General features: G+C 69.1%; 14 protein-coding genes. 3 read left to right on the forward strand and 11 right to left on the reverse strand.

Going from position 1 to position 13,206, the window contains the following annotated elements; all coding sequences use genetic code 11:
* Window positions 1-32: 32 nt before the first annotated feature.
* The 3 genes from chvE to GV015_RS18040 form a co-directional block, all read right to left on the reverse strand.
* A complete protein-coding gene (chvE, locus tag GV015_RS18030; protein WP_079706775.1) occupies window positions 33-1,145 on the reverse strand; it encodes a multiple monosaccharide ABC transporter substrate-binding protein in 1,113 nt (370 codons plus the stop codon).
* Window positions 1,146-1,252: 107 nt separating this feature from the next.
* The gene (locus GV015_RS18035) at window positions 1,253-1,393 is read right to left on the reverse strand and encodes a hypothetical protein (RefSeq protein WP_158596666.1); all 141 of its coding nucleotides are present in this window, start codon (window positions 1,391-1,393) and stop codon (window positions 1,253-1,255) included.
* Window positions 1,394-1,658: 265 nt separating this feature from the next.
* Window positions 1,659-2,678 carry a serine hydrolase gene (locus GV015_RS18040; protein ID WP_085512643.1) on the reverse strand — a complete coding sequence of 340 codons (1,020 nt, stop codon included), beginning with the start codon at window positions 2,676-2,678 and terminating at the stop codon, window positions 1,659-1,661.
* A gap of 134 nt (window positions 2,679-2,812) precedes the next feature.
* Here GV015_RS18040 and GV015_RS18045 point away from each other — a divergent pair, with 134 nt between their 5' ends.
* Window positions 2,813-3,832 (forward strand): LacI family DNA-binding transcriptional regulator, encoded by a 1,020-nt coding sequence (locus tag GV015_RS18045; RefSeq protein ID WP_064294998.1) that lies wholly within the window; start codon window positions 2,813-2,815, stop codon window positions 3,830-3,832.
* Between the two features lie 227 nt (window positions 3,833-4,059).
* On the opposite strand, the gene GV015_RS18050 is transcribed toward GV015_RS18045, so the two are convergent.
* The gene (locus tag GV015_RS18050) at window positions 4,060-5,256 is read right to left on the reverse strand and encodes an ROK family protein (RefSeq protein WP_236555533.1); all 1,197 of its coding nucleotides are present in this window, start codon (window positions 5,254-5,256) and stop codon (window positions 4,060-4,062) included.
* 90 nt (window positions 5,257-5,346) lie between these two features.
* Here GV015_RS18050 and GV015_RS18055 point away from each other — a divergent pair, with 90 nt between their 5' ends.
* Window positions 5,347-5,784 carry a GNAT family N-acetyltransferase gene (locus GV015_RS18055; protein WP_159879843.1) on the forward strand — a complete coding sequence of 146 codons (438 nt, stop codon included), beginning with the start codon at window positions 5,347-5,349 and terminating at the stop codon, window positions 5,782-5,784.
* A gap of 137 nt (window positions 5,785-5,921) precedes the next feature.
* Here the strand turns inward: GV015_RS18055 and GV015_RS18060 are convergent, their stop codons facing one another.
* Window positions 5,922-6,533, reverse strand: coding sequence for a hypothetical protein (locus GV015_RS18060; protein WP_064295001.1), 612 nt, complete (start codon window positions 6,531-6,533; stop codon window positions 5,922-5,924).
* Window positions 6,534-6,752: 219 nt separating this feature from the next.
* Here GV015_RS18060 and GV015_RS18070 point away from each other — a divergent pair, with 219 nt between their 5' ends.
* Window positions 6,753-7,256: a metallophosphoesterase gene (locus tag GV015_RS18070; protein WP_159879847.1), complete on the forward strand. Its 504-nt coding sequence runs from the start codon at window positions 6,753-6,755 to the stop codon at window positions 7,254-7,256.
* 6 nt (window positions 7,257-7,262) lie between these two features.
* On the opposite strand, the gene GV015_RS18075 is transcribed toward GV015_RS18070, so the two are convergent.
* The 6 genes from GV015_RS18075 to GV015_RS18100 form a co-directional block, all read right to left on the reverse strand.
* Window positions 7,263-7,907: a hypothetical protein gene (locus GV015_RS18075; RefSeq protein ID WP_159879849.1), complete on the reverse strand. Its 645-nt coding sequence runs from the start codon at window positions 7,905-7,907 to the stop codon at window positions 7,263-7,265.
* A 139-nt stretch (window positions 7,908-8,046) separates the two neighbouring features.
* Complete coding sequence (locus GV015_RS18080; RefSeq protein WP_159879851.1) at window positions 8,047-9,159, reverse strand: Gfo/Idh/MocA family protein; 1,113 nt, start codon at window positions 9,157-9,159, stop codon at window positions 8,047-8,049.
* Between the two features lie 82 nt (window positions 9,160-9,241).
* The gene (locus tag GV015_RS18085; RefSeq protein WP_064295003.1) at window positions 9,242-9,937 is read right to left on the reverse strand and encodes a ThuA domain-containing protein; all 696 of its coding nucleotides are present in this window, start codon (window positions 9,935-9,937) and stop codon (window positions 9,242-9,244) included.
* 49 nt (window positions 9,938-9,986) lie between these two features.
* The gene (locus GV015_RS18090) at window positions 9,987-10,940 is read right to left on the reverse strand and encodes a carbohydrate ABC transporter permease (RefSeq protein ID WP_159879853.1); all 954 of its coding nucleotides are present in this window, start codon (window positions 10,938-10,940) and stop codon (window positions 9,987-9,989) included.
* Complete coding sequence (locus GV015_RS18095; RefSeq protein ID WP_071258845.1) at window positions 10,940-11,866, reverse strand: carbohydrate ABC transporter permease; 927 nt, start codon at window positions 11,864-11,866, stop codon at window positions 10,940-10,942. Before GV015_RS18095 ends, GV015_RS18090 begins: the two co-directional genes overlap by 1 nt.
* Window positions 11,867-11,873: 7 nt before the next feature.
* The gene (locus GV015_RS18100; protein WP_159879855.1) at window positions 11,874-13,184 is read right to left on the reverse strand and encodes an extracellular solute-binding protein; all 1,311 of its coding nucleotides are present in this window, start codon (window positions 13,182-13,184) and stop codon (window positions 11,874-11,876) included.
* Window positions 13,185-13,206 lie beyond the last annotated feature (22 nt).

Below are 13,206 nucleotides of genomic sequence, written 5' to 3' on the forward strand. Positions count from 1 at the left end.
TGAGCCTGTCGAAAGGGGTGTTGCAGGACTGACTAGCCCTTGATCTCGTCTTCGGTCCAGTAACCGGAGTCCACGAGGACCTCCTGGATGTTGTCCTTGACGACGATCTGCGACTCGAGGAGGAAGGACGGGACGACCTTCTTGCCGTTGTCGTAGTCCTCGGTGTTGTTGACCTCGGGCTTCTCACCGTTCAGCACGGCGACGGCCATCTTGACGGCTTCGCTCGCCAGCTGGCGGGTGTCCTTGAAGATGGTCGCGTACTGCTCGCCGGACTCGATGGCCTTGACCGAGTCCAGCTCGGCGTCCTGGCCGGAGATGACGGGCCAGCCGTCGCCCACCGAGTAGCCGGCGTCGGTCAGCGCCGAGATGATGCCTCGCGAGATGCCGTCGTAGGGCGACAGGACCGCATTGACCTTGCTGCCGTCGGAGTAGGTCGACGTGAGGATGTTCTCCATGCGCTTCTGCGCGGTCTCACCGTCCCAACGGAGCGTTGCAGCCTGCTCGAAGGAGGTCTGGCCGCTGGCGACCTTGAGGGTGCCCGCGTCGATGAACGGCTTCAGGGTGTCCTGAGCGCCGTCCCAGAAGAACGTGGCGTTGTTGTCGTCGGGCGAGCCGGCGAACATCTCGATGTTGAACGGACCGGCGGGTGCGCCCTCGGTGGGCTTGCCCTCGAGGTCGACGAGGCCGAGGCCGTTGAGGACCGAGTTGGCCTGCTGCACGCCGACCTTGTAGTTGTCGAACGACGCGTAGTAGTCGACGTTCTCGCTGTCGCGGATCAGGCGGTCGTAGGCGATGACGGGGATGTCGCCGTCCTTGGCCTCCTGGAGCACGCTCGTGAGCGTGGTGCCGTCGATCGAGGCGATGATCAGGACGGAGGCGCCCTTGGTGATCATGTTCTCGATCTGCGAGACCTGGGTGGGGATGTCGTCCTCGGCGTACTGCAGGTCGACCTTGAAGCCCTCCTTCTCCAGCTGCTCCTTGACGGCGTTGCCGTCCTGGATCCAGCGCTCGGAGCTCTTGGTGGGCATCGCGACGCCGACGAGCTTGCCGTCGCCTTCGCCGCCGCCCGATCCGCCGCTTGCGCCGCCGGAGCAGCCGGCGAGCGACACGACCATCGTGCCTGCGGCCAGCGTGGCGAGGAGCATTCTCTTCTTCACTGTGTGGTTCCTTCCCTAGGGAGTTGCTTGGACGTCATTGTCATGCGCAGGTCTGTCGGCTTCGATGTGTCCAGCTCATCGAGGCCGCTCGTCGACTACGTGGCGTTCGCGGGTGCGGGTGCGGACGCCTCGTCGTGATGCCGGCGAGGGTGCAGGGAGAGGTGGCCGGCGGAGAGCCGGGCCGAGAGGGAGCTGTGGTCGGATCGATCGGTGCCGTGGATCGGGAGGCGGCTCATCGCCGACCTGCTCGCTCCATTGCGCTTCGTTCCCACGTCGACTTCCTCGTCACTCCGAATGTGACCGTTCACATTGTGTGTCACACGATAGCCCCAGACCTCCACCTGATGTCAAGTCGGGATGGGTCTCATTTTCATAACCGGCGACTGTCGGGGCATGGTCGCGCTCTCAGTGAGCCCGTGCGGGCACGTGCCGGGGGCGCAGGTACGCCTCGATCGGCGTGGCCGGAACCCGGGGATGTGCCCCGGCGATCCCAGTAGGGGCCTAGAGTTCGGCGTCGATCGCGCGGATGACGTCCCACGCGCCGTCCTCGGAGTTCGACAGCACGACGACGTCGATGGCGTCGGCGGCCGTCGGGCCGAAGTAGGTGCGCACGATGCCGCTCGCGCCGGGGTTGACACCGTCGAGGTACATCGATCGCACCTGGCCGTCCTCGTCGACGTCGAACTCGAAGCCGAAGCCGTAGGAGATCTCCTCGTCGACCTCGATCTGCGGAGAGGTGAACTCCTCGGTCAGCTCGGCGGTGAGGATCTTCGCGTCGCGGGCGGCGCGCAGGAAGGTGATGAGGTCGGCCGCGGTGGACTGCGCACCGGCGTCCGGGCCGCCGAGCGGCGGGAAGGCGTCGGCGTTCGAGTGCCAGACGCCGTCGTCGTCGACGTCGCCGCCCTCGGCCAGGCCGGGCTCGCCCGTCCGGCGGTCGACGAAGCCCGAGTGGTCCATGCCGAGCAACGCGAACACCTGCTGCTCGATGAGCTGGCGGTAGGGCAACCCCGTCACGCCCTCGAGCGCGAGCCCGAGCAGCACGTAGCCCGCGTTGACGTAGTTCGCCTCCTCGCCAGGGGCCGCGAGCGGCTCCTTGTCGGCGAAGAGCGGCAGGAGGTCGGCGGTCTCGCGGATGGACGAGGCCGGGCGCTCGGCCCAGAGGTCGTCGTAGCTCTCGCCGGCGGTCTCGTCGGCGTCGTCGGCGATGCCGGAGGTGTGGGTGAGGAGGTGGAGCAGCTGGACGTCGCGGCGGATGGTGGTGCCGTCGAGGTCGACGTACTCGTGGATCGACTCGTCGAGGTCGATGTGTCCGGCGTCGACCTGCTGGAGCACGGCGGCGGCGGTGAAGAGCTTCGTGATGGACGCCGTGTCGAAGCGGGTGTCGAGCGTGATGGGCTCGTCGCGCTCCCGCGAGGCGAGGCCTCGGGCGGCCTCGAAGAGCGTCTCGTCACCGCGCTTGACGAGCACGACGCCCGAGAAGTCGGTGGCTTCGATGACGCGGGCGACGCTTTCGGTATCCATCCCCCAACGGTACCGTCGCGGACCCCTCCGTGGCTCCACGCACCCCGAGGGACCCGATCCGTCGGGGGCCTGAGGCGTGTGCATAATGGGTGCAGCACGAAATGTGACCGTGCACATCGAGGTCCGAGGAATCCGTGAGCGACGACGCCGAACGGGGGCGAGCCCCCAATATCCGTGATGTCGCGCGCCTGGCCGGGGTCTCCCACCAGACGGTCTCGCGAGTGCTCAACAACCACCCGAGCATCCGCGACTCCACCCGCGACCGGGTCCTCGCCGTCATGGACGAGGTCAACTACCGTCCGAACCGCGCGGCCAGGGCGCTCGTGACGAGTCGGTCGCGGACCATCGGCGTGCTCGCGAGCCAGCGGTCGCAGTACGGTCCGGCGAGCATGATCCAGGCGATCGAGAACGCGAGCAAGGACGCCGGATACCTCGTCAGCACGGCGAACCTGCCCGACGTCTCCGACGCGTCGATCGTCGCGGCCGTCGAGCATCTGCTCGCGCAGTCGGTCGACGGCATCGTGGTCATCGCGCCGCAGGTCCGGGTGTTCCGGGCGATCGAGGAGCTGCAGGTGCGGGTGCCGTTCATCGCGGTGCAGTCCGGCGGCGACCTCGACGACCACTCGATCGGCGTCGACCAGGTCGCCGGTGGACGATTGGCGACGCGGCACCTCATCGAGCTCGGGCATCGGAACATCTACCACCTCGCCGGCCCGCAGGACTGGATCGAGGCGGAGGCGCGCATGCACGGGTTCCTCGCCGAGATGAGCGCGCAGGACGTGCCGACGACCGCGCCGATCCTCGGTGACTGGACCGCCGACTTCGGGTATCGCGCCGGGATCGAACTCATGCGGGTGCGCGACTTCACGGCGATCTTCTCGTCGAACGACCAGATGGCGCTCGGCCTCATCCACGCGATCCGCGACGAGGGGTACGACGTGCCCCGGGACGTGTCGATCGTGGGGTTCGACGACATCCCGGAAGCACCGCACTTCTGGCCGCCGCTCACGACGGTGCGGCAGGACTTCGACGAGCTGGGGCGTCGCTGTGTCGCGCGATTGCTCGGCAACCTCGAAGTCGACGCCGTCGGCTACCGCGGAACGATCGAGCCGGAGCTCATCGTGCGGAAGTCGACGGGTCGCCCGGCCTTCTGACCCCTCGTGGTCGTGGTCCGGTGGTGGCGCCAGCGCGGTGCGCTGACGTGAGCGCGGGTCACACGCGTGAGCGCTACCCTCCGGAGACCCGCGCCGACGTCCATGCCCCGCACCCACGCCGATTCGGGCGATCTCGCGTCAGCGCACCGCGCCGACGCCGGGTGACCACGTCTCACGCCAGCGCGGTGCGCTGACGACCAGGCCGACAGCAGCACCCAGGGCGACGATCACCAGGCGGCAGGGTCCGCGATGAGTCGATCGAAGGCGAGTTCCGCGGCACCGATGAGCAGGAGGTCCTGGCCGAGTGCCGCACGCACGATCGCGACGTCCTCGAACGGCGGGACGAGCGCCCGCTCACGGACCGCGTCGTGCAACTCCTCCGATGCCAGTTCGAGCACGATCCCGAGATGCCCACCGAGGACGACGAGTTCGGGGTCGAGGATGTTCACCGTCCCGGCGAGCGCCCGTCCAAGCGTCCTGGCCTGCCGGACGACCTCCTCCCGCATCGCCCCAACCGGATCGGCCGCGATGCCCTCGGCGAGCGCCGCTTCGAGGACCGCGTCGTCCCCGGCGGTGAGGCCGGCGACGTGCAGCAGCTCACTGCGCCGGACGGCGTCTTCAAGCGCGTTGCCGGTGGCCGTCGCCGAGGTGTGACCGAACTCCCCCGCGTACCCGCGCGCACCACCGACGGGTCGGCCACCGGCGATGATGCCACCACCGATACCGCTCGCGCCACCGTTCAGGTAGACGAGGTCGTCGATGCCGCGGCCCGCCCCGAAGGTCCGCTCCGCCCGAGCGCCGAGACTCGCGTCGTTGGCCGCGAACACCGCTCGACCGGTCGCGGCACGCAGCCGTTCGACCAAGGGCTCGTCGACCCACCCGAGGTGCGGCGCGAGCCGGACGACGCCGTCGGCGTCCCGGACGAGACCGGGGATCGCGAGCCCGATCCCGCCGCCACCGCGCGCTTCGTCGGGCAGTCGATCGGCGAGTTCCTCGACCAACTCCGCGATGATCGCCGTCGCCTCGGCCGCCGTCGGTGTCATGTCGACCTCGCGACGCACGCGCTCGAGGACCTCGCCGCCGAGTCGCACGGCCGCCACCGTGATCGCGTCGAGTTCCGGGTTCGCCGCGAAGGCGACGGCTCGCGGGCCGGCTGAAACGAGTGGCGACGGCCGGCCGACACCCTGTCCGCCGACCGGGACCGACTCCGTGACGATGCCGATCGAGGCGAGTTCCGTGACGAGCGCGGCGACCGTGGACCGGTTGAGGCCGGTCGTCCTCGTGAGCGCCGACCGCGACTGCACCCCGCCCTGGTGCACGAGCTCGACGATCCGCCCGAGGTTGCGACGGCGCACCGAGTCGAGTCCGCTCCCCATGCCGGATCCGCCCGCCGGACCCGCCCCGACCGCTGTCGACTCGCTCACACACACACCCTCTGCTCGATCCCTCCAGTGTTCCCTATCCGGGCACACGCAGGTTCACCCGCCGTCAGCCGTGGATGGTTGACTGGACGGATGCCCGCCGCCTGGACACTCCGCCCCGCCACCATCGACGACTCGACCTGGATGGCCGAGTTGCGCGCCGTCGTCATGCGGCCCGACCTCGAGCGCCTCGGTCGCTACGACGAGACCCGCGTGCGCCAGCGCTTCCTCGACGGATATCGCCCGGAGCACACCTCGGTGATCGAGGTCGACGGCGTCACGGCCGGGCTGGTCGCCCTCCGTCCGGAAGCCCGCGAGCGGTGGGTGGAGCACTTCTATCTGGCGCCCGAGCACCAGGGCGCTGGCCTCGGCACCGCAGTGCTCTCGCAGCTCCTGTCCGATGACGGCGATCCGCGCCCGTTCCGTCTCAACGTGCTGCAGGGCAGCCCGGCCCGCCGCCTCTACGAGCGCCACGGCTTCACGCTCGAACGTGAGGACGAGGTCGACGTCTGGATGGTCCGCCGAGGCTGAACACCCAGCGGCACGGCAGCAGGAGATCGGCACCGCAGCAGGACGTCCGGCTGAGGAACGTCCTGCCACCGAGCGGATCTCCTCCTGCCACGACGCCGGCACCGGCTAGCGGGTGAGCCGCGCGACCCCGGAGCCGCTCACGCCGGCTGGCGGACCGTGGTGACGATGTCGACGAGGTGCGGGTCGGCCGGCGCGGAGCCGAAGCCGAAGCGCACGGGCGGGTCGAGTCTGGCGAGGGTGCCGAGGTCCGCACCGGACCAGCTCGCGGTGGCGGCGGTGATGCGGCGAGCGCCGGTCACGCCGTAGTACTCGCGTCGACCGTTGCCGGCGGAGCCCGCCGTCCGGGCGCCGGGTTGGAGCACGCGGGCGAGGGGGTCGATGGTCTGCAGCCAGACGGGGTTCACGGCCACGGGTTTGGGGACGACCCGGAGCGCACGACCGAGCGGCGAACTCCCACCGATGCGGAGGGTCGTGTCGAGCGGACCGCCCACGAAGCGGAGCCCCGTCGGCAGGCGCGTCCAGCCGACGGTGCCGATCTCGACGTCGTCGAAGGTGTACGTGGAGGAGATGAAGTCGGCGATCTCCTGCGTCGGCGCGAGCAACAGGCGTTTGCCGCGGGAGTCCTCGATCATCGCGTCGGCGAAGGAGCCGAACGGCGAGGTGGACCAGAGCCCGAGGACGATGCGGACGCCGCCCGTGGTGCCGTAGCCGGCGATCCTCCCGGAGAAACGAAGGTCGGTTGCGGGCATGGGATCACCCTAGTCGCCCACTCTGCGTGAGTGTCCGTGAACGGCGGTCCGCGGCCCGGTCCCCGAGCCTGGTCCTGTCCCTGGTCCTGTCCCTGAGTCCGGTCCGGTCCCTGAGCCTGTCGAAAGGCGCCGCTCGACCAGCGCCGGTCCCGAGCGGGTCGACGGGCGCGGGAGCACCACCCGGTTGACGGCGTCGGCGCGATCCGCTTCCGTGGGAACATGCCGACCTCGCTGCTCCTCCTCGCCGACACCCACCTGCCGAAGCGGGCGAAGGTCCTGCCTGACGCGGTCTGGGCCGCCGTCGACGCAGCGGACGTCGTCGTCCACGCCGGTGACTGGGTCGACGAGGCGACCCTCGACGCCCTCGAAGCCCGCGCCGCCCGCCTCGTCGGCGTCTTCGGCAACAACGACGGCCCCGACCTCCGCGCGCGTCTTCCCGAGGTCGCGCGCTTCGAGCTCGACGGGCTGCGGTTCGCTGTCGTCCACGAGACCGGGGCGGCGACCGGTCGCGAGCGACGGGCCGACGAGGCCTTCCCCGACACCGACGTCCTGGTCTTCGGGCACAGCCACATCCCGTGGGACTCGGTCTCCCCCGCCGGTCTGCGTCTGCTCAACCCCGGGTCGCCGACGGACCGCCGTCGTCAACCGGAGTGCACGATGATGACCGCTCGGGTGGAAGACGGCGCGCTCATCGACGTCCGGGTCGTCCCCATCGCCCGCTGAGGCGGATCAGCCGCAGTATTCGCTGTCGATCTTCGCTTCGTCGCGGACGACGATGCCGTCGACGAGGTCGTCGGTCACGGAGAAGTTGATCCAGTGTCCGGCGTCGTCGGTGACGGCGTAGAAGATGGCGTACTTGCCCTGCTGCTCGGTGAGCGCCGGGTAGGCGGCCCGGAGTTCCTCGAGGGTGGATCCGACGCCGACGCCCTCAGCGGTCATCGGCGAAGAGGAGACCGCCGCAGACGCCGGCCCGCCCCACGCCTGCAGGACGATCTGGTTCACGACGCCGGTGCTCTGCGGATCGGGGAGCCAGACGGAGGGCAGTCCGTCGGCGGCGTAGGCGGTCACCCAGGGGCACGGCTCCTGCGTCGCGACGGTGAAGGCGGTCATGAACGACGCCGTGCCCTCGATCGGTGCGCCGACCTCGATGGGGCCGACCCCGGTGAACGACACGATCCAGGACGCGGGATCGGCGAGGTCGGGACCGGTGGGTGTCGGCGTCGGCGACGGTGTCGGCGTGGCCGTCGTGATCGCGGTCTCGGTCGGTGCGGGCGTCGATGCCCCAGCGCCGCCCGAGCATCCGGCCAACGCCAGTGCTGCGGCGAGCGCCAGGACGGTGACGACCGGACGTCGGTGTGCTCGTGTGAACGACATCATTCCCCCAAATGTGTGCTCGGATCAGCCCATCCTCGCACACCGACCGGTCCCCGCGCCTGCCCGCGAACTGTCACTCCGGCACAGTTCCAGCCGCCCGGACCAGCGCCGAGTGACAGTTCGCGGGCAGGGGAGGAACTCAGGCGACGGTCGCGGGCTGCAGCACCGGTGCCGGGCGGGGGACGGTACTGGTCAGTTCCACGACGCGGTGCTCACGACCGGCGACGATGATCGCCTCCATGATCTCCAACACGTGGAACGCGAGGTCGCCCGAGGCCCGATGCGGTCGGTTCTGCTCGATGGCCTCGGCCAGATCGGACAGGCCCACGCCGCGGCCGGCGTCGACGAAGCCGGCGCTGTCGGGGACGGCACGCCAGGTGCGGTCGTCGGCCGTCGCGATCTCCACCGGGTCCGAGAACCGGTTCGGGTCGGGCACGGCGACCGTCCCGCCCGTCCCGTAGACCTCGAAGAGCGGCACGCGGCTCGCCCACACCTCGAACGAGACCGTCACGGTCGAGACCACCCCGTTCTCGTGCTCGAGGATCGCGGTGACGTGCGTGTCGACCTCCTCGTGCACCGGGATCGGCGTCCCGGCCAGCGCTCCGGTCGCGACCGACCGCTCGCGATCCGACCGCGCGACCGCCCCCGACACCCGCACGACGGGACCGAAGAACGACACGAGGCTCGTCAGGTAGTACGGCCCCATGTCGAGGAGCGGCCCGCCACCGGGCTGGTAGTAGAACGCGGGGGCCGGGTGCCACAGCTCATGGCCGGGGGCGCTCCAGGCGACCGCCGCGGCGATCGGCCGACCGATGGCGCCGCTGTCGAGCACGGCGAGCGCCGTCTGGACGCCCGACCCGAGGACGGTGTCCGGCGCGCTGCCGACGCGGAGGCCCTTCGCCGCCGCGAGCTCGAGCACCGGTCGTGCCTCGGCGGTCGACAGCGCGAGCGGCTTCTCCCCGTAAACGTGCTTGCCGGCCTCGAGGGCTCGGAGCGCGACCTCGGCGTGCGCGGCCGGGATGGTCAGGTTCAGGACGACGTCGACCTCGGGGTCGGCGAGCAGCTCGTCGACGCTCGACGACCGCACGCCCTGTTCGGCGGCGACCTCCGCGGCGCGGGCGAGGTCGAGGTCCGCGACGACGACGAGCTCGAGGTTCGGCAGCTTCGGGAACTCGGCGAAGTACTGCTTCGAGATGTTGCCGACGCCGATGACGCCGACCCGGAGGACGGACCCTCCGGTGGTCTCGGACACTCCGTTCAGCGTGCTGCCCACAGCAGCCCCCTTTCGATCATGGCGCGGCCGGCGTTCTGGCACCGGTCTTCGACGATCCCGTTCAGCGTGCTGCCCACAGCAGGCCCCTTTCGATGATGGTGCGGACGTTCGGGTCCTCGACGATCTCGATGCGGTGACCTGGAGCGGACACGAAGATCCGACCCTTCCCCCACTGCCGCGTCCAGATGGCAGGCGCCGTGACGGGACGGTTCCATGCGTCCCAGGGCCGTACCTCCTGCGTCGTCGTCGCGAGGACGTCGTTGTACTCGTCGCTCAGCACCCAGTACTGCTCGGTGACGAGGTCGAAGTCCTCGATCCCCTCCGTGATGGGGTGCGTCCGGCCGTACTCGGTGATGTGGACGGTGTAGGGGATGTAGTTGTCGGACTGCTCCCCCGTCCGCTCGGCCGGGTCCTTGCCGGCGTGGTGCGCGAACTGGCCACCGATCATGTGGAGGTAGTCGGCGTTGTTGCGGTAGGAGTCCGCGATCCCGCCGTGCCAACCGGCCATGCCCGTCCCGTTCAGGACGGCGCGTTGCAGGCCGGCGAACTCCTCCGGCTCGATGGTGTTCATCGTGTTGATCTGCACGATGAGGTCGACCGTGTCGAGGTAGTCGGTGTCCGTGTAGACGGTGGTCCCGTCCTCGACGCGGACGGTGAACCCGTTCGCCTCCAGGAAGGGGATAAAGGCCGCGGTCGTCTCGACGGGCATGTGCCCGTCCCAGCCGCCTCGCACCACGAGCGCCTGCTTGTCAGTCATGTGTTCCTCTCAGGGGATGGTCGGGTGTCCGGTCGGGTCGCGACCGGCACTACTTGCTGAAGCCGGCGGTCATGCCGCTGATCAGCTGGCGTCGGCCGAACAGGTACAGGATGAAGATCGGCAGGGTCGACAGCACCACGGCGGCGAGCACGGCCGGCACGTTCACGCTGAACGACCCTTGGAACGTCCACAGCGACAACGGCAGCACCCGGTTGCTCGGCGACTGCGTGAGCACGAGTGGGAACAGGAAGCCGTTCCACACGTTGAGCGCGTTGTAGAGCGCGACGGTGACGATCGCCGGCCGGGCGAGCGGGAGGACGAGCGAGACGAGGGTCCGCCAGCTCGACGCCCCGTCCACGGTCATCGACTCGAACAGCTCCTTGGGGATGTCGCGGATGAAGTTCGACAGGATGAGCACGGTGACGGGCACCGCGAAGCCGATCGACGGCAGGATCAGCGCCAGGAGGGTGTCGTAGAGCCCCGCCTTGCTGAGCATGTAGAACAGCGGGATGATCGTCGCCTGCAGCGGGATCGCGAGGCCGAGCAGGAAGAACGAGAACGCTCCCCGCGTGAACCGGGAGTTGGTGCGCACGATCGCGTACGACGCCATGAGACAGACGAACACGGTGACGGCGACGCTCGCGACGGTGATGATGACGCTGTTGCCGAGGTAGAGGAAGAAGTCGCTCTGTAGCACGAGGGCGTAGCCGTCGAGGGTCGGGTCGGTGGGCGGGATGAGCTGGTTGCTCGAGAAGAACCCGGCCTGCGGGCGCACGCTCGTGATGACGATGTAGTAGATCGGCAGCACGATGATGAGCAGCCAGATCCAGGCGCCGATCCCGCCGAGGATGTTCGGTTTGCGGCGGGCACCGCGGGGGCGCTTGCCTCGCGTCTCGTGCTCGCCGGGGCGTCCGCGCTTGGACCCGGCGGTCGAGACGCTGACGGTGTCGAGGCTCCCGGTCGGCAGGGTGCCGGGCTTGGTGAGTCGGTTGGTCGCTGACATCACAGGCCCTCCTGTTGGCTGTCCATCTTCGCGAAGCCGCTGAGCTTGGTGAGCAGCAGGGCGATGGCGAGACCGATGACGGCCAGGATGATCGCCATGACGCTCGCCTGCCCGAACTGGCTCGCGGAGAAGCCCGTCACGTACATGAGGATCGGGAGGATGCGGGTGCCGGCGCTCGGAACGCCGCCGGTGAGCACGAAGATCACGTCGAAGTAGGTGAGCGAACCGATGATCATGAGCGTGGACGACGTCACGAGCGTGTACCGCAGCTGCGGGAGCGTGATGTGGAAGAACTGCTTGACCGTCCCGGCCCCGTCGATCTCGGCCGCCTCGTAGAGTGACGCCGGGATCTGCCGCACGCCGCCCTGGAACAGGAGTGTGTGGAAGGGCACGAACTGCCACGCGATGATGAAGATCACGACGAAGAGCACGAGCTGCTGGTTGCCGAGCCAGTCCTGCTTGAGGAACGGGATGCCGAGCGACGCCGACAGGCCGAAGTTCGGGTCCAGGATCGCCTTGAACGCGATGGCGGTTGCCGCCGACGACAGCAGCAGCGGCAGGAAGAAGATCGCGCCGAGGACGGCCCGGTTGCGCTGCTTGCCGGCGGTCCAGGTCCCGAGCAGCAGGCTGATCGGGGTCTGGACGATCCAGGAGATCACGATGACCTTGAGGGTCAGGACGAGGGCGTCGATCGCGACCGGGTCGACGAGGACGGATGCCCAGTTGTCGAGGCCGACCCACGCGGGGTCGGTGATCGCGTCCCAGCGGGTGAAGCTCAGGTACAGGGCGACGATGAGCGGGATGATCGCGAAGACGAGGAAGAAGCCCAGCGCCGGCGCGACCATCCAGCCGCTGGGGCCGGTGCGGCGGCGCATCGCTGCCGCACCGGCCCCTCGGGCCCCGTTCAATGGACGGGTGACGGTCATCGGGAGATCACTGTCCGATCGTCTTGTTCATGTTGTCGGAGAACTCCTGCGGGGTGATCTGCAGGTTGAACAGCTGGTCGAGGTTCGTCAGCAACGCGGTCGCCTGTGCGGGCGGGAGCGCCTGGTCCCACGACATCTGGAAGTTCTTGGCGTTCTTCGTCAGGTCGTAGACGGTCGTGCCGAAGTCGCCGCCGGCGTCCGCGATCTCCGCGTCGATGTCGGTGATGGGCGGCACCTGGCCGGCCTTCACCATGCGGTCGATGTAGCCCTTGTCGAAGACGCCCTCGGTGAGGTACTTCAGCGCGCTGGCCTTCTGCTCCTTCGTCGCCGAGGCGGAGATGGAGAAGTACCCGGACGGGTTGCCGACGATGTTCGACGGGTCGCCCTTGCCACCGGTGACGGCGGGGAAGGTCGTGTAGCCGAGCCCCTTCTCGGCGAACTCGGCCGCCTGCTGCTTGAAGGTCGTCATGACCCAGGCGCCCTGGAGCATCATCGCGGCCTTGCCCGTGTAGAGCAGGGCGACGTCGGCGTTGCTGTCGGCGGTGACCGAGGCGTAGCCGTCGACGAACGCGCCGGCCTTCACGAGCTCCTGGATCTTCTCGTTCGCCTCGATGATGCCGGGGTCGCTCCACGCGTCGGCTTCACCGGCCATGATCTTGTTGAAGGCCTCGGGGCCGGCGACGCGGTCGACGAGGTACTCCTCCCACATGAGCGACGGCCACTTGGACGCACCGGCGAGCGAGAACGGGGCCACGCCTGCGGCCTTGAGCTTGGGGATGGCGTCGATGATCTCGTCGAAGTTCGTCGGGACCTCGACGCCGGCGGCCTTCAGGACGTCCTTGTTGTAATAGAACATGATCGGCGTGGTGGCGTTCATCGGCACCGCGTAGACCTTGTCGTCGATGACGCCCTGGTTCCAGACGGACTCGAGGAACTTGCCCTTGGCGTCCGCGGTCTCCGAGGTGATGTCGGCGACCTTGCCGGCGTCCACGTAGGAGTTCAGGGTGCCGCCCGCCCAGCTGTAGATGATGGTCGGGGCGCTGCCCGCGCCGACGGCCGTGCGGATCTTGGTCTTGTAAGCGTCGTTCTGGAAGTAGGTCGCGGCGACCTGGCCGTCGGCGTTGGCGCCGTTCCACTCCTTGAGCGACGGGCCGAGGACGGTGTCCTCGTCGGTGCCGGTGAGGCCCCAGAGGGTGGCGCTGCCACTCGGGGCGCCACCGCCGCTGGAGCAGGCGGTCGCGCCGAGCATGAGGGCCGAGACGCCGAGGGCGACTGCGGCCAGTCGGGTCCGTCGGCGGGATGAAGTACGAAGCGTCATTGCGTTCTCTCCTTGGTGGGTG

This window comes from Plantibacter sp. T3, from assembly GCF_902506515.1.
GTDB lineage: Bacteria > Actinomycetota > Actinomycetes > Actinomycetales > Microbacteriaceae > Plantibacter > Plantibacter auratus.

Excerpts from the sequence above, each read along its gene's own strand:
- chvE (WP_079706775.1), bottom strand. The coding sequence starts at position 1,145 with ATGCTCCTCGCCACGCTGGCCGCAGGCACGATGGTCGTGTCGCTCGCC.
- GV015_RS18035 (WP_158596666.1), bottom strand. The coding sequence starts at position 1,393 with ATGAGCCGCCTCCCGATCCACGGCACCGATCGATCCGACCACAGCTCC.
- GV015_RS18040 (WP_085512643.1), bottom strand. The coding sequence starts at position 2,678 with ATGGATACCGAAAGCGTCGCCCGCGTCATCGAAGCCACCGACTTCTCG.
- GV015_RS18055 (WP_159879843.1), top strand. The coding sequence starts at position 5,347 with ATGCCCGCCGCCTGGACACTCCGCCCCGCCACCATCGACGACTCGACC.
- GV015_RS18060 (WP_064295001.1), bottom strand. The coding sequence starts at position 6,533 with ATGCCCGCAACCGACCTTCGTTTCTCCGGGAGGATCGCCGGCTACGGC.
- GV015_RS18070 (WP_159879847.1), top strand. The coding sequence starts at position 6,753 with ATGCCGACCTCGCTGCTCCTCCTCGCCGACACCCACCTGCCGAAGCGG.
- GV015_RS18075 (WP_159879849.1), bottom strand. The coding sequence starts at position 7,907 with ATGTCGTTCACACGAGCACACCGACGTCCGGTCGTCACCGTCCTGGCG.
- GV015_RS18085 (WP_064295003.1), bottom strand. The coding sequence starts at position 9,937 with ATGACTGACAAGCAGGCGCTCGTGGTGCGAGGCGGCTGGGACGGGCAC.
- GV015_RS18090 (WP_159879853.1), bottom strand. The coding sequence starts at position 10,940 with ATGTCAGCGACCAACCGACTCACCAAGCCCGGCACCCTGCCGACCGGG.
- GV015_RS18095 (WP_071258845.1), bottom strand. The coding sequence starts at position 11,866 with ATGACCGTCACCCGTCCATTGAACGGGGCCCGAGGGGCCGGTGCGGCA.
- GV015_RS18100 (WP_159879855.1), bottom strand. The coding sequence starts at position 13,184 with ATGACGCTTCGTACTTCATCCCGCCGACGGACCCGACTGGCCGCAGTC.